Genomic DNA, 22,038 nt, shown 5'->3' on the forward strand with positions numbered 1-22,038 from the left:
CGTCGCACCCACGCCCGTTCGGCGTGGGGCAAGTGGGGCGTACGGGGCGCCGCCTCACGAGGGCACCCCGTACGCCGCCGCCTCACGTCGCGTTGAGAGCCACCGTCGGGTGGAGACGGGAGGCGCGGATCGCCGGGTAGAGGCCCGCGGCCACGCCGATCAGGAGGGTGGCGGCCAGGCCGCCCGCCAACGACCAGGGCGGAACCACCGCCGTCCACCCCTGGACCCGCGCGAAGCCGTACGTCGCCGCCGCGCCCAGCAGCGCGCCCGTTGCCCCGCCCAGCGCCGACAGCAGCAGCGACTCGGTCAGGAACTGGAGCCGGATCGCGTTGCGGGTCGCGCCCAGTGAGCGGCGCAGGCCGATCTCCTGGCGGCGTTCCAGGACGGAGATGACCATGGTGTTGGCGACGCCCACCCCGCCGACCAGAAGGGCCACCGCGCCCAGGCCGAGCATCAGGGTCGTCAGGCCCTCGTCGGTGGCGGCCTTGGCGGCCAGTGCGTCCGAAGGGCGCGAGACCTTGACGCCCGCCGCGTCGCCCGGGCTGATGGTACGGGCCAGAACCGCCCGCACGTCCTCCACCGAGGCGTCCGTGGAACGCTCGAAGATGGTGGTGGGGTGGCCGTCGAAGCCGAAGTAGCGTTCGGCGGCGGGGAATCCGACCATGGCCACCCGGTCCAGGTTGGGGACCAGCTCGAGCGGCTTGAGTATGCCGACGACGACCACGCGGGTGTCGTTCATCATGATCGTCTCGCCGGTGCGGGTGATGCCCAGACGCTCGGCCGCCACCGCACCGAGGACCGTGGTCGGGAGGCGTTCACCGGCCGGGTCGAGCCAGGCGCCTTTGTCGACCTCGCCGCCGAGTGCGGACAGCAGGTCGAGGCGGGCCGCCTGCGTAGTGACGCCGGCGGTGCGTTCCTCGGGGACGACGTCGCTGCGGCGGATCCGGGCGTCGACATTGGCGGTGGCCGTGGCGTGCTGAACCGGGCCGACGCGCTCGACCATCGCGACCGCGTTCTTGGGGAGTTTGATCTCCTGTCCCATGGCGTCCTTGCCCGCCTCGGCGGTGAGGAGGTTGGTGCCGAGGCGGTCGAGCCGGGCCATCAGGTCCGCGCGGCTCGACTCGGACAGGCCGACGACCGCGACCATGGTCGCGATGCCGATGGCGATACCGAGCGCCGAGAGCACCACGCGCGCGCGTCGCGCGCGAAGGCCGACCGCACCGACGCGGAGGATGTCGCGGGGGGAGAGGCGGGAGGGCTTGAGGTCGTTCCTCATGAACCGGCCTCTTCCGTACGGGAGTCGGTGCGCGCGCCGGATCGCGAGTCCGAGACGATCTCGCCGTCCCTGAAGCGGACCCGGCGCGGCAGCGAGTCCGCGATCTCGTTGTCGTGGGTGATCACGCAGATGGTGGTGCCGGACGCGTTCAGCTCGTGCAGCAGTTCCATGACGATCTCGCCGGACGCGGTATCCAGCGCCCCGGTCGGTTCGTCCGCCAGCAGCAGCCGGGGGTCTCCCACCAGGGCACGGGCGATGGCCACGCGCTGCTTCTCGCCGCCGGACAGCTCGTTCGGCGTGTGCGAGTAGCGGTGGTCCAGTCGCACCTGGGCGAGCGCTTCCCGCGCCCGCGCCCGCCGTTGCCTCAGCGGTACGCCCGCGTACAGCAGCCCGTCGGCGACGTTGTCCACCGCGTCGCGCCCCGCTGCCAGATGGAAGTGCTGGAACACGAAGCCGATATGGCGGGCACGCAGTGCGGAGAGCCGGGAGTCGGAGAGTGCGGACACGTCGTACCCGGCGACCCGGACGGTGCCCGTGGTGGGCTTGTCGAGGGTGCCCATGACGTTGAGCATCGTGGACTTGCCGGAGCCGGACGGGCCGACGACGGCGAGCAGTTCGCCCTCTTCGACGGTGAGGTTCACTCCGCGCAGGGCGTGGACGCCTCCGGGGTAGGACTTGGTGGCGTCCCGCAGTTCGATCACCGGGGCGGGCGTCATGACTTCGCCACTCCGACCTTCAGGCCCTCGCGCACGTCCGGGCCGCTGACCTCGATCTGCCCGTCGGCGGTCATGCCCGTCTCCACCCGCACCATCTTCGAGGTGGTGCCCGTCACGACCTGGAGGCCGTAGCCGCCGTTCTCGCCGCGCAGGGCGACGACCGCCTCGACAGGGACCGCGAGGACTCTTTTGCGCGCCTCGCTGACGAACTTCACGCTCGCCGATGCCTTGGTGTCCTCGCCGGACGCGGCGCTCACCCCGCCGTCCAGGACGACCTCGACGGTGATGCCGTTCTGCGCGGCATCGCTCTCCCCGGCGGACGCCTCGGGGCGCACCGTCCGGGCCACCTTGCCGGTCGCCGTCTTCCCGCTCGGCAGGGTGACCTCGACCTTGGTGCCCCGGGAGGTGAGCGCGCCGTCGCCCTGGTCGAGCTGCGCGCGGACGACCGGCTTGGTGGAGGCGACCGTCAGTACGGACGTGTCCGGGCCGACCTGGTCGGCGAGCGCCGCGTCCGCGGTGACGACCTTAACCCGGTCGGGCTGGAAGACGACATCGCCCTTGCCGACCTTGCCGGTGGTCTCACGGTTCAGTGACTTCTGCCACTGCTTGACGGCGGCCTCGGTGTTCTCGTCGTACCGCGCGTCGACGTAGAGATTCGCTCCGTACCCCAGGTCGCGCAGATTGCGCTCCAGCTGGAGCACGTCGCTGCCCCGGTCGCCCGCCTTCATCTCGCGGAACATCGGGACCGGGCCGTAGAGGAGGGTGACGGGCTTGTCGTTCAGCTCGTACAGTGCCTGCCCCATGGTCAGCGTCTTCCCTTCGGATGCGGCCATCGTGACGGTGCCCTCGACGGCGGACTTGACGGCGCGGCGCTGCGCGAAGTCGAGCGTGCCGTCGACCGTCTTGGACTGCACGAGGTCGGTGCGTACGACGGTCGCGGTGGCGGGCGGCAGGTTGCCGTCTCTCCCGGGGGCGCCCGCGTCGCCGCCGTCGCCGAGGAACAGGACTCCCCCGGTGACGGCGGCGGCGGCGACGGTCACCGCGCCGAGCGCGAGGCAGGCGGTGCGGCGCTTCACTGCATGCCGTCCAGACCATCGAGCAGCTTCGACTTGCACGCCTCGCGGGCCTGCTTGTACGACGGTGACTTCGTGTCGATGGACGGGGATGCCGGGTTCGGGTCGCCGCCCGGCTGGGCGTTGCCGCCGTTCATGGTCGGGTTGGTGAACTTGGAGACGCCGTTGTCCCGCATGCACTTGGCGTGCGCGAGCATCGACTCGTAGTCCTTCTGCTGGTCGCGCTTGGGCTCGGCCGCCATGGCTGCCTGCAACTCGGTGGCGCAGACACCGTTCTTGCCACCCTTGATGCCCTCGTTGCGGCCGGGCTGGGAGCCGATCTCGTCGATCTTCGTCCAGTCCAGGTGCCCGCTGAGCTTGGGGTCGGGGAAGTCCTTGTAGCCGCCCTTGGCCCGCATGCACTGGACGTACTTCATCTGGGCGTCGTAGAACTCGCTCTTGCCCGCGGGCTGGGTGCTCGGCTTGTTCTCGCCCTTTGCCGCGCTCCCGGCCGGAGCGTCCGGTACGTCGGCGATCGCGTCGTTCTTCTTCGCTCCGCCGGCGCTGTCGTCACCGCCGCCGCAGGCGACGGAGAAGGCGAGTACGGGCACGGCCACGAGGGTGGCCATGCGCAGCCGGGCGGCGGCGCGGGGGTTCGTCCAGAGGAAACTCATGCGCTTCACGTTCGCCGCCGCAGATGATGGCCCGTCCATGGCCACATGATGGGAACGTAACAATGCCCCCCGACCTGCGCGTCCACCCCCTGTGCGGAGTAGGCGGAGGCGGTCCCATGTGCCCATAATCGGCCCCATGCCGCATGTACTGCTCATCGAGGACGACGCGTCCGTACGGGACGGAATGGAGCTCGTGCTGCGCCGTCACGGGTACGGCGTGGATACCGCCGCCACCGGCGAGCAGGCCCTTGCCCTGCTGGCCGGCGAGCGGGGCGCGCGGATCGAACTGGCCGTACTGGACCTGATGCTGCCCGGCATGGACGGCTTCGAGGTGTGCCGCCGCATCCGCGCCCGCTCGGCGACCCTGCCGGTCATCATGCTGACCGCGCGCGGCGACGACTCGGACATCGTGACCGGCTTGGAGGCGGGCGCCGACGACTACGTCGTCAAGCCGGTCACGGCGCCCGTCCTGGAGGCGCGCATCCGGGCCGCCCTGCGCCGTGCGGAGCCGTCCGCACGACAGGGTCCGGACGCCGATCTCGCCGGGCTGGTGATCGACCGCGCCGGACTGACCGTCACCAGGAACGGCACCCCGGTCCCGCTGCCGCCCACCGAACTGCGGCTGCTGCTGGAGCTGTCAGCCTCTCCCGGCCGTGTCCTCAGCCGTGAGCACCTCCTCGAATGCGTCTGGGACCACAACTTCCTGGGCGACTCCAGGCTGGTGGACGCGGCGGTCGGCCGGCTGCGGGCCAAGATCGAGGACATACCGGCCAAGCCGCGGTACGTACAGACGGTGCGGGGCTTCGGCTACCGCTTCGGACCGCTGTGAACCGTACGGACAAGGACGGGCGCGGCGCCGCCTCGCAGAAGCGCTCCTGGCGGCTCGTCGGCGGGCTGCGCACCCGGCTCGTCGTCACCGTCGTCGTCGTCGCCCTCATCAGCGCGGTGACCGCGACCGCCCTCGCCTACCGGGACGCCCGCACCGCCGTCCTCCAGCGCACCCAGAACTCCGCCGTGAACGACCTCCGGGAGCGGGTCGCCGTGGTCGCCGCCGACTTCGACGTACCGCCCGACCACCAGTCGCTGTCCCGGTTCGCGGCAAAGGTCTCGGACGGCATCGGCGCCCGCATCGTGGTCGCCCGCTACCACGACCTCGTCGCGGTCTCCGCCCCGCTCGCCGAGACGGAGGGCCGGATCACCGTCGAGCTGCGCACCGCCGTCGCGACCGGCGGCGACGCCATGTTCCAGCGGGTGCAGTGGCGGGGGGAGCCCTATCTGGCCGTCGGCATGCCCGTGACGTATGCCGACGGGGACCGCCGCACCTCCGGCCTGGAGGTCTTCGCGATCACCGACCTACGGGCCGAGCGCGACGACGCCGCCGCCCTGCTGGACTCCGTACGGGCGGGCATCGTGCCGGTGGTGCTGCTGGCCGCCGTCCTGGCGCTGCTGGCCGCGGGGACGGTCCTTCGTCCGGTACGGAAGCTGGGCCGGGCCACCCGCGAGCTCGCGGCCGGAGACCTCGGCAGCCGGGTCGCCGTCACCGGACACGACGAACTCGCCGACCTGGCACGGACGTTCAACGAGTCCGCCGACGCGCTCCAGGCTTCCGACGCGGAACTGCGCGAGCAGGAGGCGAAGGCACGCCGCTTCGTGGCGGACGTGTCGCACGAACTGCGCACGCCCCTCGCGGCGATGACGATGGTGGCGACCGTTCTGGAGGAGGACGCCGACCAGTTGCCGCCGGACGCGGCGCGGGCGGCCCGTACCGTCGGCGCGGAGACGGCACGGCTGTCCCGGCTGGTCGAGGACCTGATGGAGATCTCCCGCTTCGACGCCAAGGCGGTACGGCTGAACGCGGCCGAGACGGACCTCGCCGACACCGTACGGGCGTCGCTGGCGCTGCGCGGCTGGACGGACCGGGTGCGGACGCACCTCCCCGACGGCGTACGGGCGGTGGTCGACCGGCGCCGCGTCGACGTGATCGTCGCGAACCTGGTGGGCAACGCGCTGCGGCACGGAGCCCCTCCGGTCACCGTGACCCTCAAGACGGCCCGCGAGGCGGACGGGGAGTGGGTGACGCTGGAGGTCGCCGACCACGGTCCCGGGCTGCCGCCGGGGGCTCTCGAGCGGGTCTTCGACCGGTTCTACAAGGCGGACGCGGCCCGCTCGCGTGGCGCGGCCGACGACAGCGGACAGGGCAGCGGCCTCGGCACGGCGATCGCGCTGGAGAACGCACGGCTGCACGGCGGCACGGTCGACGCGGCCGACGGACCGCGGGGCGGCGCGGTGTTCACTCTGCGGCTGCCCCTGCGACGTACGGGGGAGGGCACGGAATGAAGTTCCGGCAGCAGGGCGTGGTCGCCGCGCTGGGGATGATCGCCCTCATGGGTTGCGGCGTCCAGCCGACCGGAGTGATAGGCGCGGGCGAGCCCGCGTCCGGGCTGACGCGCGGGATACGGCTGTACTACGCGTCCGCCGACGGGTTGCGCGGAGTGCCCGTGCCCGACAAGGAGGTCAACGACCTCAACGGGGCGCTGAAGCTGCTCGCCCAGGACCCGTCGCGCGCCTACCAGCGCGACGGCCTGACCTCGCTCGTCCGGCTCGGCGGGTACGGGGCCACCGGGGCAGGCACCCGTGTCACGTTGCGCGTCGACGGCCCCTATGGGGGAACGGGGCACGATCTGGGCACGGGGCAGCTGGTGTGCACGCTGGCACGCGCTCAGTCCGTACTTGACCCGAAGGTCAGGGCCGACGACGTCGAGGTCACCGTGCGACCGTCCGAGGGCGTCGCGCTGGGTCCCTTCCGGTGTGCGGAGTTCCTCAAAGGGTGAGGCGGGGCAGGTGAGTTCGCGGCGGCGTGCCCGGTGAGCGGTCGCGCCGCCGTCCATACCGCCCCGTACAGCGGTGCGCCGTCCTTGGCCCAGCGCCGGAACCAGGTGTGCGAGGTGGCCCAGGAGCCGTACCGATCGGGCACGTCCGCCACTGCCCGGGATCACTGTGATGACAGGCCCTGGGCCTGTCGGGCTGCGGCGGGGGTGATGCGCCCGGCGCAACCGGCCGCGCACGAAACGGCCCCGCTGCGGTGCCGGGCCGGCCGGTGACGCCACCGGCCGGCCCGTCGTTCCTCGGCGCGGTCAGTCCTCGTGGCCCAGTTGGAGGTCGCGTTCGGTCCGTCCGCCACCCGCGACCTGGAGGACGGTGGCCACCGGCGGGTACCCGGCCGCGATCACCGTGTACTCACCGGTGGACAGGTCCACGAACCGGAATGCGCCGTCGGGCCCGGTGGTCAGCGTGTCAACCACATTGCCCGCCGCGTCCAGGAGCGTGACCCTGGCATCCTCGACGGGCCGGCCGCCGCTCGCCCGTACGACGCCGCGCAGCACCGCTCCACCGGCGAGTTCGATGTCCTGCCGGGTCTCCCTGGCCGCCTGTACGCTCACCGGCAGCGCGGCGGGCCGGAACGCGGGGGCGCTGGCGGCGAGGGTGTACTCGCCGGCCACCAGCTCCGTGATCACATAGCCTCCTTCGCGGCCGCTGCGGGTGGAAGCGACCACTTCGCCGCGTACATCGGTGAGGGTGACGGCGGCGTCGCGCACCGGGAGGCCGTCGGCGGTGACGACGGTCCCGGCGAGGCGTCCCGCACCGCCGAGCACCACATCGAGTGCGACGGGCCGTTCGCCCACGGTGACGCTGACGGCCTGCGGCTGGTGGCCGCCGGCCGCGGCGATGAGGACGTACGAACCGGCGCCGGGCACGCTCAGCGCGTATCGCCCGTCGTCCCCGCTCGCGCCCCGTCCGACCTGCTGTCCCTGGACGTCGATGAGAGTGAGGGCGGCGCGCGGGACCTTCGTCCCGTCGGGGTGCTGGACGCTGCCGCACACCGGCACACCGGACAGGTACACGGGCGGCGGCGGAGCCGCAGCGGTGGTGCGGGCGGCGGGGATCGGTGCGGACTCGGCGGCGGTTTCGGGACTGTGGTGGGACACCAGTGGTTTCTCCTTGAGGAAGAAGGCGAAGAACAGGCCGAGCGCGAGCACCGGCACGAGGTAGAGGAAGATCCGTGGCATCGCGTCGGCATACGCCTGGATGTAACTGTCGCGCAGCGCGGGCTCCATGGCATGGACCAGCTGCGGGGTGATGGACTCGGGGTCGGGGAGATCGGCGCCGGACGGCAGGCGGACGGCGAGCGCGTCCGCGAGGCGGCCCGCGAAGAGCGTCCCGAAGACGGCGGCGCCGACGCTGCCGCCGATCTGCCGGAAGTAGTTGTTGGCGCTGGTGGCGGCGCCGAGGTCGGCGGGCTTTACGGAGTTCTGCACGGCGAGCACCAGTACCGGCATGACCAGGCCGATCCCGATGCCGAGCACAGCCTGCGCGATGCTGTATTCGAGGCGTGGAGTGTCGGTTTCGAGCCGGGAGAGCAGCCACATGCCGGCCACCGAGACGGCACTGCCGAGAATCGGATGGACGCGGTAGCGGCCGGTACGGGAGATCAGCTGACCGGAGACGACGGACGCGGCGACGATGCCCCCCATCATCGGTAGCATCAGCAGCCCGGATTCGGTGGCCGTGGCGCCGTCGACCATCTGCAGGAACGTCGGCAGATAGCTGGCGGCGCCGAACAGTGCGACCCCGACCACCGCGCCGACGAGTGCGGTGACATTGAAGATCGAGTCACGGAACAGCCGCAGCGGAATGATCGGTTCTGCTGCCCGGTGCTCGACGACGAGGAACAGCAGGGCCGTTCCGGCGGCTCCGGCCGCGAGCCCCAGGATGGTGCGCGATCCCCAGGCGTACTCCGTGCCGCCCCAGCTGGTCAGCAGCACCAGGCAGGTGGAGGCGGCCGCGAGCAGCAGCGCGCCGAGGATGTCGAGACGGGGCCGGACGGTGGGCCTGGGGAGTTTCAGTACGACGGTGATGACGGCGAGGGTGATCAGGCCGAACGGAACGTTGATGTAGAAGCACCAGCGCCAGGAGGCGTGGTCGGTGAAGAAGCCGCCGAGCAGCGGGCCCGCCACGGAGGCGAGACCGAAGGCGGCTCCGATGAGCCCCATGAACCGGCCGCGTTCCCGGGGCGGTACGACATCCGCAATGATCGCCTGGACACCGATCATGAGCCCGCCGCCGCCGATGCCCTGGACAGCACGGAAGGCGATCAGTTCGTCCATGGTGCGAGACCAGCCGGCCAGCGCGGAGCCGATGACGAAGACGACGATCGCGAACTGGAAGACGCCCTTGCGGCCGAAGAGGTCCCCGAGCTTTCCGTAGACCGGCAGCCCGATGGTGGAGGCGAGGAGGTACGCGGTGACGGCCCAGGACATCTTCTCCAGACCGTGCAGCTCACCGACGATCTTCGGCAGTGCGGTGGCGACGATCATCTGGTCGAGCGCCGCAAGCAGAAGCGTGAGCATCAGCCCGAGGAAGACCAGCCGGATGTGGCGGGGGGTGGTCTCCGGTACGGCGGAAGGCGCGACAGCTGCGGCTTCTTCCGCCTTTTTCGCGACAGGGAGCGGCGAGGGCGGCGTGGTCGCCGCCTCGGTGGTCCCCCCACCGCTCGGCTCGTCCTCCAACAGAGTGATCCCACCCACCACGTGCCGCTCCCCTCGTCGCATCTGCGCCGCCCATTTCTCGCAGGCGCGACAAGGGAGGGCAAACGCAACGGGGGGCGCTGACGGCGCACTCGGAGGGCTTAGCCCCCGGTGAGAGCCACTACGGCGCACAACCGACGGGCCGAGAAAACCACCCGAACCGGTGAGGCCGGTCAAGAGGGCGTGGAGCTACTTCTCGACCTCGGCGGCGAGGTTCTGCAGCAGCTCGTCGTAGATCCGCCCAAGTCCCTTGGGCGCAAAGGTCTTCTCGAAGAATCCACGGATGCCGCCGGCCCCGTTCCAGACGGTCGACACGACCGTCTTCGACTTGCCCTCACCGGCCGGAGTGACGGTCCAGGTGGTGACCATCGAGGAGTTGCGGTCCTTCTCCACAAGCCGGCCGTCGGTGGGCTCGGTGACCTCCAGCAGACAGTCGCGCACCCGCTTACTGGTGGCCTGGAGCTTCCAGTGGACGAGGGTGCCCTCACCGTCACCGCCCTCGCGCACCTCGTACTCACTGAAGTGTCCGGGCAGCACCTTGCTCCGGACCTCCCTGTAGTCGGCCAGCGCGTCGAACACCGTCTCCGCGTTCGCCGCGATGACTCGCTCTGTCGTGGCCTCGACCTGCGCCATGGCTGTTCCTCCAGCACTCGGTTGTTCGGGGGTGTACTGAGCCAACCACCTCCGGGACGCCGCTCAAAATCCGGGCCGGGACGAAGGGGAGAAAACGATTAAAGGAACAAGTGTTCTATTTTCTGTTACGTCCACGAGCCGGCGACCGAGTTCGGCATCGCCCCTCGCACCGCGGCTCGGCCGCCGGCTCCCCGTAAGCCAGGAGCAGCGGTCACCGCTCGACGACCCCGAACCCACCCGGCTGACCCTGCACCGACCCGGCGGATCCGAGCCGGAAGGGCCCGGCACATCCGACGCAGGCAAATGGGTCAACTCTCAATAGAACATGTCCTTCCTGGTCCAAATGTGGGGAGCATGCGGCGGGGGCTGCGCCACGTGCAGCCGTCTTTCCCCCACCAAGGGAGGCCATATGACGAAACGTCCAGGAATTCTGTTCGCCGTCAGTGTGACGGTCGCCGGTCTGGTGACCGCCGCCCCGTCCCCGGCGACCGCCGACACCGGTGCGCAGCCCACCACAGCTGAGCTCAGATGGACCGGCTGCGGCACCAAGTCGTACCCGAGTCTGCAGTGCTCATCGGTCAGCACACCGCTCAATCATGACGATCCGTCGGGTCGGCAGATCACCCTCGCCCTGTCCCGGATTCCGCACACCTCGAAGACCTTCCAGGGTCCCCTGCTCGTCAATCCGGGCGGCCCCGGGGGCAGCGGCCTGTCGATGGCCGGCTTCGTGGCGTCCTCGCTGCCGAAGTCGGTTGCCGCGCAGTACGACGTGATCGGGTTCGACCCGCGCGGCGTCGGCGCGAGCGAGCCCGCGCTGGACTGCGTACCGAAGTACTTCGACCCGCTGCGCCCCGATTCGGTGCCGGACTCGCTCACGGCCGAGGAGGCCAACCGCAACCGGGCCCGCACGTTCGCGCAGGCATGTGGCGAGAAGTACCCGGATCTGCTGCCCTACATGGACACGGTCAGCGCCGCGAAGGACCTCGATGTGATCCGGCAGGCAACCGGTTCCCAGGAGCTCAACTACTTCGGGTACTCGTACGGGACCTACCTCGGCGCGGTGTACGCCAAGCTGTTCCCGGAGCGGGTGCGGCGCCTGGTGCTCGACTCGAACGTCGACCCGGATGGTGTCTGGTACGACGACAACATCGGCCAGAACTACGCCTTCGACGCCCGCCACAAGGCGTTCGCCGCCTGGGTCGCGAAACATGACACCACGTACCGGCTCGGCAGCGACCCGGCGAAGGTCGAGGATGCCTGGTACGCGATGCGTGCCGCCGTCAAGGCGAGCCCCGCGGGCGGGAAGGTCGGGGCGAGCGAGCTGGAGGACACCTTCATGCCCGGCGGCTACTACGACGGCTACTGGCCCTATCTGGCCGATGCGTTCGCGGCGTATGTGAACGACCACGACCAGGACGCGCTCGTGAAGGCGTACAAGAGGTTCGGCGCGGTCGACGCGAAGGCCGACAACGGGTACTCGGTCTACGCGGCCGTGCAGTGCCGCGACACCCAGTGGCCCCGCCAGTGGAACACCTGGCGCAACGACAGCTGGAAGGTGCACGGCAAGGCACGCTTCTCCACCTGGAACAACACCTGGTACAACGCCCCGTGCGCCGACTGGCCGGTGGAGCCGCTGAACCCGGTACAGGTCTCCAACGACAGCCTGCCGCCGGCACTGCTCTTCCAGGCCACCGAGGACGCGGCCACGCCGTACGAGGGCGGAGTCACCCTGCACCGCAAGCTGCGCGGCTCCAGCCTGGTGGTCGAGCAGGGTGGCGGCAATCACGGCGTCACACTGAGTGGCAACGACTGCCTGGACACCTATCTGGCGGACTATCTCGACAAGGGCACCGTCCCACGCGGCAATGGCAGCCGGGCCGACGCGGACGCCGTCTGCGCCAAGTCCCCCGACCCGAAGCCACTGGCCGGCAGAGCGGCGGCGAAGTCGGCCCGGGGAAAGGATTCCGGCACCAGGGGCAGTACCCTGCACGGCCTGCTCGGCTTCCGCGGCTGACGGCCCACGAACCCGGGCCGGACTGACGTACGGGCCATCCTGCCGCATGCGCCAGGATGGCCCGCATGACGATACGAACCACGCCCGATGTGCTCGTACGGGACATGACCGTCGACGACTGCGAGGCGGTCGCGAGAGTCCGGGTGCGCGGCTGGCAGGCCGCGTACGCCGGGCTGATGCCGCAGTCGCATCTGGACGCCATGGACATCGCCGAGGACGCGGAACGGTGCCGTGGATTCTTCACCGAGGGCAACAAGGTCGTGAATGCGGTGGCCGAACGGGCGGGCCTCGGCGTGATCGGCTGGGCCTGCTACGGCCCGTACCGCGAGCACGGCAGACTGCTGGCGCGGGGCGAGCTGTACGCGATCTACGTACTGCCCGAGCAGATCGGGACCGGGGCCGGCCGCGCCCTGATGGCACAGATGCTCACCCGCGCCACCGCGGACGGCTTTGTGGACCTGGCGCTCCGGGTGCTGAAGGAGAATGCCCCGGCCCGCCGCTTCTACGAACGCGCGGGCTTCCTCCCCGACGGCGCCGAGGAGCCTTTCGAGGTGGACGGCGTACTCGTGCCCGAGGTTCGGTACGTACGCGCCCTCAGGCCCCCCGCCCCGGCAGCCGGCTGAGCGCATCCCGTGCCGCGCCGCCCAGTCGCGGGTGCGGCAGCGCCGCCTCCAGGAGCGGGCGGGCCTCTTCGTCCCCGAGCTGTCCAAGCCCTTCCACACACGCGAGCGCCACCCGCCAGTGCGGATCGTCCGGGGCCAGGAGCCGCTCCAGGGTGCTCATCAGCGCCGGTACGGACTCCGGGGCCCGAAGCGCGGTGAGCAGCCGCACCGGGTGCAGGGCGTACGCAGTGCGCAGGGTGTTCGTCGCCAGGGCGGCGGCGGCCCGGGGTGTGCGGGGGTCACCGAGGCGCTCCAGGGCGTGGGCAGCACAGACGCAGCGCTCCGGGTCGCGGTGGTTGAGCAGCAGGACCAGCGCCTCGAAGGCCCGTCGGTCACCGCCGCAGCCGAGCCGGAACGCGGCGATCTCTCGCGCCCAGAGCGGGCGTTCGCGTTCCACGAGGACCCGGGCCAGTTCCTCGTCGTCGTCGGTGGCGAGCAGTCTGCGGTACGCCGCCGACTCCCCCGCCTCGTCCGCCAGCCGGTCCGCCAGCGACCGGAACTCCTCATCCATGACCGTCAGCGTATCGGCGATGACGGTGAGTGTGAGCCGAACCACAGCGACTTGGGGCTGGCGCGCTCGTTACCCACCGGTTAAGCTCATGTGAGCGGGACACACTCCCCGCCTGCTCCGGTGGCCTGGTGACGCAGCCACCCGGAGTGCTTGTCGGTTCGGCAGCTTTGCGAGACGTGACTCCGGGACAGAGTCCGTCGCCCCTTCCCGGTCCAGGCGCCATCATCGCGCCTCGGCCCTGAGCACCACGACACGCAATTCCCGCACGCCCTGCGCCAGTTCGCCGTTTCGGCGCGCGCCGTGCTCCTCACAGTCGTCACTCATTCTCTGGAGTCCCGTGATGGACACCCCGCTCAGCACCATTGCCGTCGTCGGTCTCGGCACCATGGGCACCGGCATAGCCGAAGTCCTGGCCCGCGCCGGCCACAAGGTCATCGGTATCGACATCAGCGACGCGGCCGCCCGTCAGGCCGTCGCCACCCTGGAAGCCGCAACCGCCCGCGCCGTGCGACGCGAACGGATCACGGAGGAGGAGCGGAGCGACGTCCTCACCCGGTTCCGTACCTTCGGTGACCTCCGGGCCGCCGCGGAGGCGGAGCTGGTCATCGAGGTCGTGCCCGAGTCGTACGAGATCAAGCAGCAGCTCTTCCGGGAGCTCGACGCGATCGTCTCCCCCACCGCGATCCTGGCGACCGGCACCAACGCCCTGTCGGTCACCCGGCTCGCCGCCGAATCGCTGCACCCCGAGCGCGTGCTCGGTCTGCACTTCTTCAACCCGGCGCCCGCGATGAAGCTGGTCGAGGTGGTCTCCTCGGTGCTGACCGCGCCGCCGGCCGTCGCGGCGGTCACCGAGCTCGCCCGCAGCCTGGGCAAGGAGCCGGTCGCGGTCGGCGACCGGCCGGGCTTCGTCGCCGACGGGCTGCTGTTCGGGTACCTCAACCAGGCTGCCGCGATGTACGAGGCGAACTACGCCTCCCGTGAGGACATCGACGCGGCGATGAAGCTGGGCTGCGGCCTGCCGATGGGCCCGCTCGCCCTGCTCGACCTGATCGGGATCGACACCGCCCGTACCGTCCTGGAGGCGATGTACTGCGCGTCGCACGACCGGCTGCACGCCCCGGCCCCCATCCTCAGGCAGCTCAGCGAGGCGGGACTGACCGGCCGCAAGTCGGGCCGCGGTTTCTACACGTACGCGGAAACCGGCAGCCAGACCGTGGTGCCGGACGCGCTGACGCCGCAGGAGAGTGCGTCGGCGGCCGGCGGGCGCACGGTGCGGTCGGTGGGTGTCGCGGGCTCCGGCACGATGGCCTCGGGGATCGCCGAGGTCTTCGCGAAGGCCGGCTACGACGTGGTGCTCGCCGCCCGCAGCCAGGAGAAGGCGGACACGGCGAAGGGCCGGATCGCCAAGTCGCTTGAGCGTTCCGTCACCAAGGGGCGGCTGACGGCCGAGGCGCGGGACGAGACCCTGGCCCGGATCACCGCGGCCGGTTCGCTGGACGCCTTCGCCGATGTCGATCTCGCGGTCGAGGCAGTCGCCGAGGACCTGTCGGTCAAGCAGCAGTTGTTCGGGACGATGGACAAGGTCTGCAAGCCGGGTGCGGTGCTCGCCACCACCACCTCGTCGCTGCCGGTCGTGGCCGTCGCGCGGGCCACCTCGCGTCCGCAGGACGTCATCGGGATGCACTTCTTCAACCCGGCGCCCGCGATGAAGCTGGTCGAGGTCGTCCGTACGGTGCTCACCGACGACGATGTCCATGCCACCGTCCGCGAGGTGTGCGTCAAGGTCCGCAAGCACCCGGTGGACTGCGGGGACCGGGCCGGCTTCATCGTGAACGCGCTGCTGTTCCCGTACCTCAACAACGCGATCAAGATGGTCGAGGAGCACTACGCGAGCCTCGACGACATCGACGCCGCGATGAAGCTGGGCGGAGGCTATCCGATGGGCCCGTTCGAGCTTCTCGACGTCGTCGGTCTCGATGTCTCGCTCGCCATCGAGAAGGTGCTGCACAGCGAGTTCCGTGACCCGGGCCTGGCCCCGGCGCCGCTGCTGGAGCATCTGGTGGCCGCGGGCTGCCTCGGTCGCAAGACGGGGCGCGGCTTCCGCGAATATGCCCGGCGCTGAGAGGGTCCGGCAGTGGGCAGCGCGGTGAAGGAGCGGGGCTGGGGCGCGTGCATCGCAAGGCGGAGGATTGAGGCATGGCGAATGGGGCCTCCCCTGCTCGAGCGAAGCCGAGAGCTCGGGGAACACGGTGATTGACGACAACGCCGCGAGGTGCGTGCCCCCGCCCCGCGACGCCGCGAAGCCCGCTGCCGGACCCTCTGAGCCGGGAGCCGGGTGGGGCGGGCTGCTCGGTCCTCCGGGCGGCCCGCCCCCGCGGGCGCATTCCCCTGCACCGATGCAGTACGTTCACACCATGTCCCAGCCCGTCAGGTCCCCCCGTACCTCCGCCGCGTCCGACGCCCAGGAGAGTGCCGCAGGCACCCGCGCCGCCGCCCAACGGCTCAAAATGCGCCGCGAACTGGCCGCCGCAGCAATGGAACTCTTCGCCACGAAGGGGTACGAGGCGACGACGGTCGACGAGATCGCGGGCGCCGCGGGAGTCGCCCGGCGGACCTTCTTCCGGCACTTCCGCTCCAAGGAAGAGGCGATCTTCCCGGACCACGACGACACCCTCGTCAGGGCCGAGGCCGTCCTCAACGCCGCCCCCGCGCACGAGCACCCGCTCGACACCGTCTGCCGCGGCATCAAGGAAGTCATGAAGATGTACGCGGCAAAGCCCGCGGTCTCCGTGGCCCGCTACAAGCTGACCCGTGAGGTCCCCACACTGCGCGAGGCCGAAATCGCCTCGGTGGCCCGCTACGAGCGGCTGTTCACGCGCTATCTGCTGGGCCACTTCGACGAGCGCGACCACCATGTCGGCAATGACGATCCGCTGCTCGCGGAGGTCGCGGCATCCGCCGTCGTCACCGCGCACAACCATGTACTGCGCCGCTGGCTGCGGGCGGGCGGCGAGGGCGACGTGGAGGCCCAGCTCGACCACGCCTTCTCGATCGTCCGCGACACGTTCGGGACCGGTATCGGCGCGGGCCGGATCGTCGGCACCGAGCCGGCGAAGCAGCCGGCGACCTCGGTGACGTCCCAGGGCGAGGTACTGGTCGCGGTGGCCCGGACGGACGCGCCGCTCGACGAAGTGATGCACACGATCCAGCAGGCGCTCAAGAACCGCTGAACGGGGCGTGCCGGCCGGATCCGCCCGGCCGGCCGTCCCCGTCCCCGCTTGCCTGACGGGCCCGGTTCCCTGCCCGCACCAAAAACCTGGTTGCCGCGCCCGCACCCCGGTGCTGTGGTGAGCGGATGAATCATGATCGCGACACACTTCTGACGCTTTTCGACCGCGAGATGCGCGAGCACGCCCGGCCCGACGGCCCCGGTGTCCGGATCGAGCGCACCGATGGTGTCGTACGGCAGGTCGGCGCGGCCGACGACTGGAACGGTGTCGTCTGGTCGGCCCCGGACCTGGATCCCGTACGGGCCGACGCCGCGATCGCGGCACAGGTGGCCCATTACACGGCGCTCGGACACGACGAGTTCGAATGGAAGCTCTACGCGCACGACCGGCCGGCGGATCTGGCGGAGCGGCTCCTGGCGGCCGGTTTCGAGGCGGAGGAGCCGGAGACCCTGCTGGTCGCCCCGGTGGCCGACCTCACGACGGCGGTGGAGCTCCCCGAGGGCGTCCGGCTGCGCACCATGAGTGACGCGGACGATGTGGAGCTGATGGCCCGTGCTCATGAGCAGGCATTCGGCTCGGACTGGTCGCGGCTGCGGCATCAGGTGCTGGCCCGGCTGACCGAGGACCCGGACAGCTTCGTCGGCGTCCTCGCCATGGCGGGCGACGAGCCGGTGAGCTCGGCCAGGATGGAGCTGTACCCGGGCACGGGCTTCGCGGGGCTCTGGGGCGGCGGCACGGTCGAGGCGTGGCGCGGAAGGGGCATCTACCGGGCCTTGGTCGCCTTCCGGGCCCGGATCGCGGCGGAGCGCGGCTACGGCTACGTCTCGGTGGACGCCTCCGACCAGAGCAGCCCGATCCTGCAGCGACTCGGATTCCTGGCCCTGAGCACCACGACTCCGTACGTGTACCGGCTCTCTCGCTGACCGGACGACCCTCAGGGCAAATCAACGCGAAATACCCCTCACGTTGCTCATGCGTGCCCGGCGGGTGACAAGTGAGAGAAATTATTGGCACCGAGTGCCTTGCCAGCTGTCACGGAGTGCCATACGTTGAAGTTGTCCGGGCGACCGGCGTGCTGAGACCTCACGTACGCCGGCTGTCCCCGCAAGCAATATGCCTGCGCGCCCGGACGCCTGCGTCACAGGCAAACCCTTCTGCTCCACAGAGCAAGCCGAAGCCTTACCAGCCGAACCGACGGCAGCACCTCCACACCACACTGCCCCCCTCAGCTTGCAGGGACTCTCAAGCGTTCCCTCAGCGCCCCCATCCGCCGGAGGCACACCGTGAAGGAAATCCTGGACGCGATCCAATCGCAGACGGAATTGAAAAGCGGCTCCGCCGCGGGCACAGCCGCAGACTTCGCGGCCCTGGCCATCCCTGAGTCGTACCGCGCGGTGACCGTGCACAAGGACGAGACGGAGATGTTCGCCGGGCTCACCACCCGCGACAAGGACCCCCGCAAGTCACTGCATCTCGACGAGGTTCCGGTGCCCGAGCTCGGGCCCGGTGAGGCGCTGGTCGCCGTCATGGCCAGCTCGGTGAACTACAACTCCGTGTGGACCTCGATCTTCGAGCCGATGGCCACCTTCGGATTCCTGGAGCGCTACGGCAAGCTCAGCGAGCTCACCAAGCGCCACGACCTGCCGTACCACGTCATCGGCTCCGACCTCGCGGGCGTCGTCCTGCGCACCGGCCCCGGCGTCAACGCCTGGCACCCGGGCGACGAGGTCGTCGCACACTGCCTCTCGGTCGAACTGGAGTCCTCGGACGGCCACAACGACACGATGCTCGACCCCGAGCAGCGCATCTGGGGCTTCGAGACCAACTTCGGCGGCCTCGCCGAGATCGCGCTCGTCAAGTCCAACCAGCTGATGCCGAAGCCGCAGCACCTCAGCTGGGAGGAGGCCGCGGCTCCCGGCCTGGTCAACTCCACCGCGTACCGCCAGCTCGTCTCGCGCAACGGCGCCGGCATGAAGCAGGGCGACAACGTGCTGATCTGGGGCGCCAGCGGCGGACTCGGTTCATACGCCACGCAGTTCGCGCTGGCCGGTGGCGCCAACCCGATCTGCATCGTCTCCAGCGAACAGAAGGCGGACATCTGCCGGAAGATGGGCGCCGAGGCGATCATCGACCGCAACGCCGAGGGCTACAAGTTCTGGAAGGACGAACACAACCAGGACCCGCGCGAGTGGAAGCGGTTCGGCAAGCGCATCCGTGAACTCACCGGCGGCGAGGACGTGGACATCGTCTTCGAGCATCCGGGCCGCGAGACGTTCGGCGCCTCGGTGTACGTGACCCGCAAGGGCGGCACGATCGTCACCTGCGCCTCGACGTCCGGCTACAACCACGAGTACGACAACCGCTACCTGTGGATGTCACTGAAGAAGATCGTGGGCTCGCACTTCGCCAACTACCGCGAGGCGTGGGAGGCCAACCGGCTGGTCGCCAAGGGCAAGATCCACCCGACGCTGTCGAAGGTCTACTCCCTGGAAGAGACCGGTCAGGCCGCGTACGACGTGCACCGCAACCTCCACCAGGGCAAGGTCGGCGTCCTGGCGCTGGCGCCGCGCGAGGGTCTGGGCGTGCGCAACGAGGAGCTGCGCGAGCAGCACATCGACGCCATCAACCGCTTCCGGAACGTCTGAGGTTCACCGATGAGCGAACGTCAGAAGGACCGCCCGTGGCTCATGCGGACGTACGCCGGTCACTCGACCGCCGAGGCGTCCAACGAGCTCTACCGGCGCAACCTCGCCAAGGGTCAGACGGGCCTGTCGGTCGCCTTCGACCTGCCGACCCAGACGGGTTACGACCCCGACCACATCCTCGCCCGCGGCGAGGTCGGGCGGGTCGGCGTGCCCGTGTCGCACCTCGGTGACATGCGGCGGCTGTTCCAGGGCATACCCCTGGAGCAGATGAACACCTCGATGACGATCAACGCCACCGCCATGTGGCTGCTGGCGCTCTACCAGGTGGTTGCCGAGGAACAGGGCGCCGACGCCACCAGGCTCCAGGGCACCACGCAGAACGACATCGTCAAGGAGTACCTCTCACGCGGGACACACGTCTTCCCGCCCGGTCCCTCACTGCGGCTGACCACCGACATGATCACGTACACGGTCAGCCACATCCCGAAGTGGAACCCAATCAACATCTGCAGCTACCACCTGCAGGAGGCGGGAGCCACCCCGGTCCAGGAGATCGCGTACGCCATGTCGACGGCCATCGCCGTCCTCGACGCCGTGCGCGACTCCGGCCAGGTGCCCGGGGAGAAGTTCGGCGATGTGGTCGCCCGGATCTCGTTCTTCGTGAACGCGGGTGTCCGTTTCATCGAGGAGATGTGCAAGATGCGCGCCTTCGGCCGCATCTGGGACCAGGTCACCCGCGAGCGGTACGGCATCACCGATGCCAAGCAGCGCCGCTTCCGCTACGGCGTCCAGGTCAACTCCCTCGGACTGACCGAGGCACAGCCGGAGAACAACGTCCAGCGCATCGTCCTGGAGATGCTGGCCGTGACCCTCTCCAAGGACGCCCGCGCCCGGGCCGTCCAGCTGCCGGCCTGGAACGAGGCGCTGGGGCTCCCCCGGCCCTGGGACCAGCAGTGGTCGCTCCGTATCCAGCAGGTCCTCGCGCACGAGAGCGATCTGCTGGAGTACGAGGACATCTTCGCCGGGTCGCATGTCATCGAGGCCAAGGTGGACGACCTGGTCACCGAGTCGCTCGCCGAGATCGACCGGATCCAGCAGATGGGCGGCGCCATGGCGGCCGTCGAGTCCGGCTACCTGAAGTCCGAGCTGGTCTCCTCGCACGCCGCCCGCCGGGCCCGGATCGAGGGCGGTGAGGAGAAGATCGTCGGCGTCAACATCTACGAGACGACGGAACCGAACCCTCTCACCGCGGACCTCGACGGGGCGATCATGACGGTCGACCCCGCCAATGAGGCCAGGGTCGTCACAGCCCTCCAGGAGTGGCGTGACAATCGCGACGAGGCCCGTGCCACCGACGCGCTGGCCGCGCTGAAGAAGGCCGCCGCGGGCACCGAGAACATGATGGAAGCGACCGTGGAGTGCGCCCGCGCGGGTGTCACCACCGGCGAGTGGTCCTGGGCGCTGCGCGATGTCTTCGGCGAGTTCCGGGCTCCGACGGGCGTCTCGTCCGCCCCGGTCGCGGTGACCGCTCAGGCCGGCACACCGCTCGCGCTGGTCCGCGAAAAGGTCGCCCGTACCGCGGCGGACCTGGGCGCCGGACGACTGCGGCTGCTGGTCGGCAAGCCGGGCCTGGACGGGCACTCCAACGGCGCCGAGCAGATCGCTGTACGGGCCCGTGACGCCGGTTTCGAGGTCGTCTACCAGGGGATCAGGCTGACCCCCGAACAAATCGTCTCGGCCGCCCTCGCCGAGGACGTGCACTGCGTCGGTCTGTCGATCCTGTCGGGTTCCCACGCCGAACTCGTACCGGACGTACTCACCCGGCTGCGCGAGGCGGGCGCCGCCGACATCCCGGTGATCGCGGGCGGGATCATTCCGCCCGCCGATGCCGCGGCCCTGATCGGAGCCGGTGTCGCCGCCGTATTCACCCCAAAGGATTTCGGTATCACGGAGATCATCGGCCGTATCGTCGACGAGATCCGGAAAGCGAACAAACTCGACCCTCTGGAGGTCCCCGCATGACCCGGCCCGCCCACCCGTCTCCCGCCACCACCCTTGCGGGGAGCGGCTCCGCCGCACACCTCCCGAACCGTCTGCGTCCGCGCCGTTCCTGTCTGGCAGTGCCGGGCTCGAACCCGCGGTTCCTGGAGAAGGCCCAGGGCCTCCCGGCCGACCAGGTCTTCCTGGACCTCGAGGACGCCTGCGCCCCGCTCGCCAAGGAGGGCGCACGGCACCACATCGTCGACGCCCTGAACAACGGCGACTGGACGGGCAAGACCCGGGTCGTGCGCGTCAACGACTGGACGACGCACTGGACGTACCGCGATGTCATCACGGTCGTCGAGGGCGCCGGCCAGAACCTCGACTGCATCATGCTGCCGAAGGTGCAGGACGCCCAGCAGGTCGTATCGCTCGACCTCCTGCTGACCCAGATCGAGAAGACGATGGGCTTCGAGGTCGGCAGGATCGGCATCGAGGCGCAGATCGAGAACGCCAAGGGCCTGGTGAACATCGACGACATCGCCGCCGCCTCGCCGCGCCTGGAGACACTCATCTTCGGCCCGGCCGACTTCATGGCGTCGATCAACATGAAGACCCTGGTCGTCGGCCAGCAGCCGCCCGGGTACGGCGCGGACGCGTACCACTACATCCTCATGCGCATTCTGATGGCGGCCCGTACGCACGACCTCCAGGCGATCGACGGTCCCTTCCTGCAGATCCGTGACGTGGACGCGTACCGCGAGGTCGCGGGCCGTGCGGCGGCGCTGGGCTTCGACGGCAAGTGGGTGCTGCACCCCGGTCAGGTCGACGCGGCCAATGAGGTGTTCTCGCCGTCGCAGGAGGACTACGACCACGCCGAGCTGATCCTCGACGCGTACGAGTGGTGCACCTCGGAGGCGGGCGGCAAGAAGGGTTCGGCGATGCTCGGCGACGAGATGATCGACGAGGCGAGCCGGAAGATGGCCCTGGTCATCGCCGGCAAGGGCCGCGCGGCCGGTATGCAGCGCACTTCCGAGTTCGAAGCTCCGGAGGCCTGATC

Annotated in this window: 18 protein-coding genes; 11 read left to right on the forward strand and 7 right to left on the reverse strand. The window is 70.2% G+C overall.

Annotated features, from left to right (window positions below):
* Nucleotides 1–82: 82 nt before the first annotated feature.
* The 4 genes from ABTZ94_RS10990 to ABTZ94_RS11005 are packed head-to-tail and all read right to left on the reverse strand — an operon-like array spanning nt 83 to nt 3,718.
* Nucleotides 83–1,276: an ABC transporter permease gene (locus tag ABTZ94_RS10990; protein ID WP_351199702.1), complete on the reverse strand. Its 1,194-nt coding sequence runs from the start codon at nt 1,274–1,276 to the stop codon at nt 83–85.
* Nucleotides 1,273–1,992, reverse strand: a complete 720-nt coding sequence (locus ABTZ94_RS10995) for an ABC transporter ATP-binding protein (RefSeq protein WP_351199704.1) — start codon at nt 1,990–1,992, stop codon at nt 1,273–1,275. The genes ABTZ94_RS10990 and ABTZ94_RS10995 overlap by 4 nt, the downstream gene beginning before the upstream one ends.
* Complete coding sequence (locus ABTZ94_RS11000) at nt 1,989–3,068, reverse strand: peptidoglycan-binding protein (RefSeq protein WP_351199706.1); 1,080 nt, start codon at nt 3,066–3,068, stop codon at nt 1,989–1,991. Before ABTZ94_RS11000 ends, ABTZ94_RS10995 begins: the two co-directional genes overlap by 4 nt.
* Nucleotides 3,065–3,718, reverse strand: coding sequence for a hypothetical protein (locus tag ABTZ94_RS11005; RefSeq protein ID WP_351199708.1), 654 nt, complete (start codon nt 3,716–3,718; stop codon nt 3,065–3,067). Before ABTZ94_RS11005 ends, ABTZ94_RS11000 begins: the two co-directional genes overlap by 4 nt.
* Before the next feature lie 136 nt (nt 3,719–3,854).
* On the opposite strand from ABTZ94_RS11005, the gene ABTZ94_RS11010 reads away from it, so the two are divergent.
* The 3 genes from ABTZ94_RS11010 to ABTZ94_RS11020 are packed head-to-tail and all read left to right on the forward strand — an operon-like array spanning nt 3,855 to nt 6,549.
* Nucleotides 3,855–4,547: a response regulator gene (locus tag ABTZ94_RS11010; RefSeq protein WP_351199710.1), complete on the forward strand. Its 693-nt coding sequence runs from the start codon at nt 3,855–3,857 to the stop codon at nt 4,545–4,547.
* Nucleotides 4,544–6,055, forward strand: coding sequence for an ATP-binding protein (locus tag ABTZ94_RS11015; protein WP_351199712.1), 1,512 nt, complete (start codon nt 4,544–4,546; stop codon nt 6,053–6,055). The genes ABTZ94_RS11010 and ABTZ94_RS11015 overlap by 4 nt, the downstream gene beginning before the upstream one ends.
* The gene (locus tag ABTZ94_RS11020; RefSeq protein WP_351199714.1) at nt 6,052–6,549 is read left to right on the forward strand and encodes a hypothetical protein; all 498 of its coding nucleotides are present in this window, start codon (nt 6,052–6,054) and stop codon (nt 6,547–6,549) included. The genes ABTZ94_RS11015 and ABTZ94_RS11020 overlap by 4 nt, the downstream gene beginning before the upstream one ends.
* Before the next feature lie 303 nt (nt 6,550–6,852).
* Here the strand turns inward: ABTZ94_RS11020 and ABTZ94_RS11025 are convergent, their stop codons facing one another.
* A complete protein-coding gene (locus tag ABTZ94_RS11025; RefSeq protein WP_351199716.1) occupies nt 6,853–9,306 on the reverse strand; it encodes an MFS transporter in 2,454 nt (817 codons plus the stop codon).
* A gap of 186 nt (nt 9,307–9,492) precedes the next feature.
* The gene (locus ABTZ94_RS11030; protein ID WP_351199718.1) at nt 9,493–9,936 is read right to left on the reverse strand and encodes an SRPBCC family protein; all 444 of its coding nucleotides are present in this window, start codon (nt 9,934–9,936) and stop codon (nt 9,493–9,495) included.
* A 409-nt stretch (nt 9,937–10,345) separates the two neighbouring features.
* On the opposite strand from ABTZ94_RS11030, the gene ABTZ94_RS11035 reads away from it, so the two are divergent.
* On the forward strand, nt 10,346–11,950 hold the full coding sequence (locus tag ABTZ94_RS11035; RefSeq protein ID WP_351199720.1) for an alpha/beta hydrolase: 1,605 nt from the start codon (nt 10,346–10,348) through the stop codon (nt 11,948–11,950).
* A 65-nt stretch (nt 11,951–12,015) separates the two neighbouring features.
* Entirely contained in the window at nt 12,016–12,573 is a 558-nt protein-coding gene (locus ABTZ94_RS11040; protein WP_351199722.1) for a GNAT family N-acetyltransferase, read from the forward strand.
* Here the strand turns inward: ABTZ94_RS11040 and ABTZ94_RS11045 are convergent.
* Entirely contained in the window at nt 12,545–13,123 is a 579-nt protein-coding gene (locus tag ABTZ94_RS11045; protein ID WP_351199724.1) for an adenylosuccinate lyase, read from the reverse strand. The two genes, ABTZ94_RS11040 and ABTZ94_RS11045, sit on opposite strands and share 29 nt — an antisense overlap.
* 340 nt (nt 13,124–13,463) lie before the next feature.
* On the opposite strand from ABTZ94_RS11045, the gene ABTZ94_RS11050 reads away from it, so the two are divergent.
* The 6 genes from ABTZ94_RS11050 (at nt 13,464) to ABTZ94_RS11075 (ending at nt 22,036) form a co-directional block, all read left to right on the forward strand.
* Nucleotides 13,464–15,245, forward strand: coding sequence for a 3-hydroxyacyl-CoA dehydrogenase family protein (locus tag ABTZ94_RS11050; protein ID WP_351199726.1), 1,782 nt, complete (start codon nt 13,464–13,466; stop codon nt 15,243–15,245).
* Nucleotides 15,246–15,537: 292 nt separating this feature from the next.
* A complete protein-coding gene (locus tag ABTZ94_RS11055) occupies nt 15,538–16,353 on the forward strand; it encodes a TetR family transcriptional regulator (protein WP_351199728.1) in 816 nt (271 codons plus the stop codon).
* Between the two features lie 125 nt (nt 16,354–16,478).
* The gene (locus tag ABTZ94_RS11060; protein ID WP_351199730.1) at nt 16,479–17,276 is read left to right on the forward strand and encodes a GNAT family N-acetyltransferase; all 798 of its coding nucleotides are present in this window, start codon (nt 16,479–16,481) and stop codon (nt 17,274–17,276) included.
* Nucleotides 17,277–17,636: 360 nt separating this feature from the next.
* The gene (gene ccrA, locus ABTZ94_RS11065) at nt 17,637–18,998 is read left to right on the forward strand and encodes a crotonyl-CoA carboxylase/reductase (RefSeq protein ID WP_351199732.1); all 1,362 of its coding nucleotides are present in this window, start codon (nt 17,637–17,639) and stop codon (nt 18,996–18,998) included.
* A gap of 9 nt (nt 18,999–19,007) precedes the next feature.
* Nucleotides 19,008–21,020, forward strand: a complete 2,013-nt coding sequence (locus ABTZ94_RS11070) for an ethylmalonyl-CoA mutase (protein ID WP_351199734.1) — start codon at nt 19,008–19,010, stop codon at nt 21,018–21,020.
* Nucleotides 21,017–22,036 carry an HpcH/HpaI aldolase/citrate lyase family protein gene (locus ABTZ94_RS11075; RefSeq protein WP_351199736.1) on the forward strand — a complete coding sequence of 340 codons (1,020 nt, stop codon included), beginning with the start codon at nt 21,017–21,019 and terminating at the stop codon, nt 22,034–22,036. The genes ABTZ94_RS11070 and ABTZ94_RS11075 overlap by 4 nt, the downstream gene beginning before the upstream one ends.
* Nucleotides 22,037–22,038: the final 2 nt, after the last annotated feature.

Origin of the sequence: Streptomyces sp. NPDC002785 (assembly GCF_040295565.1) — a bacterium.
Lineage (GTDB): Bacteria > Actinomycetota > Actinomycetes > Streptomycetales > Streptomycetaceae > Streptomyces.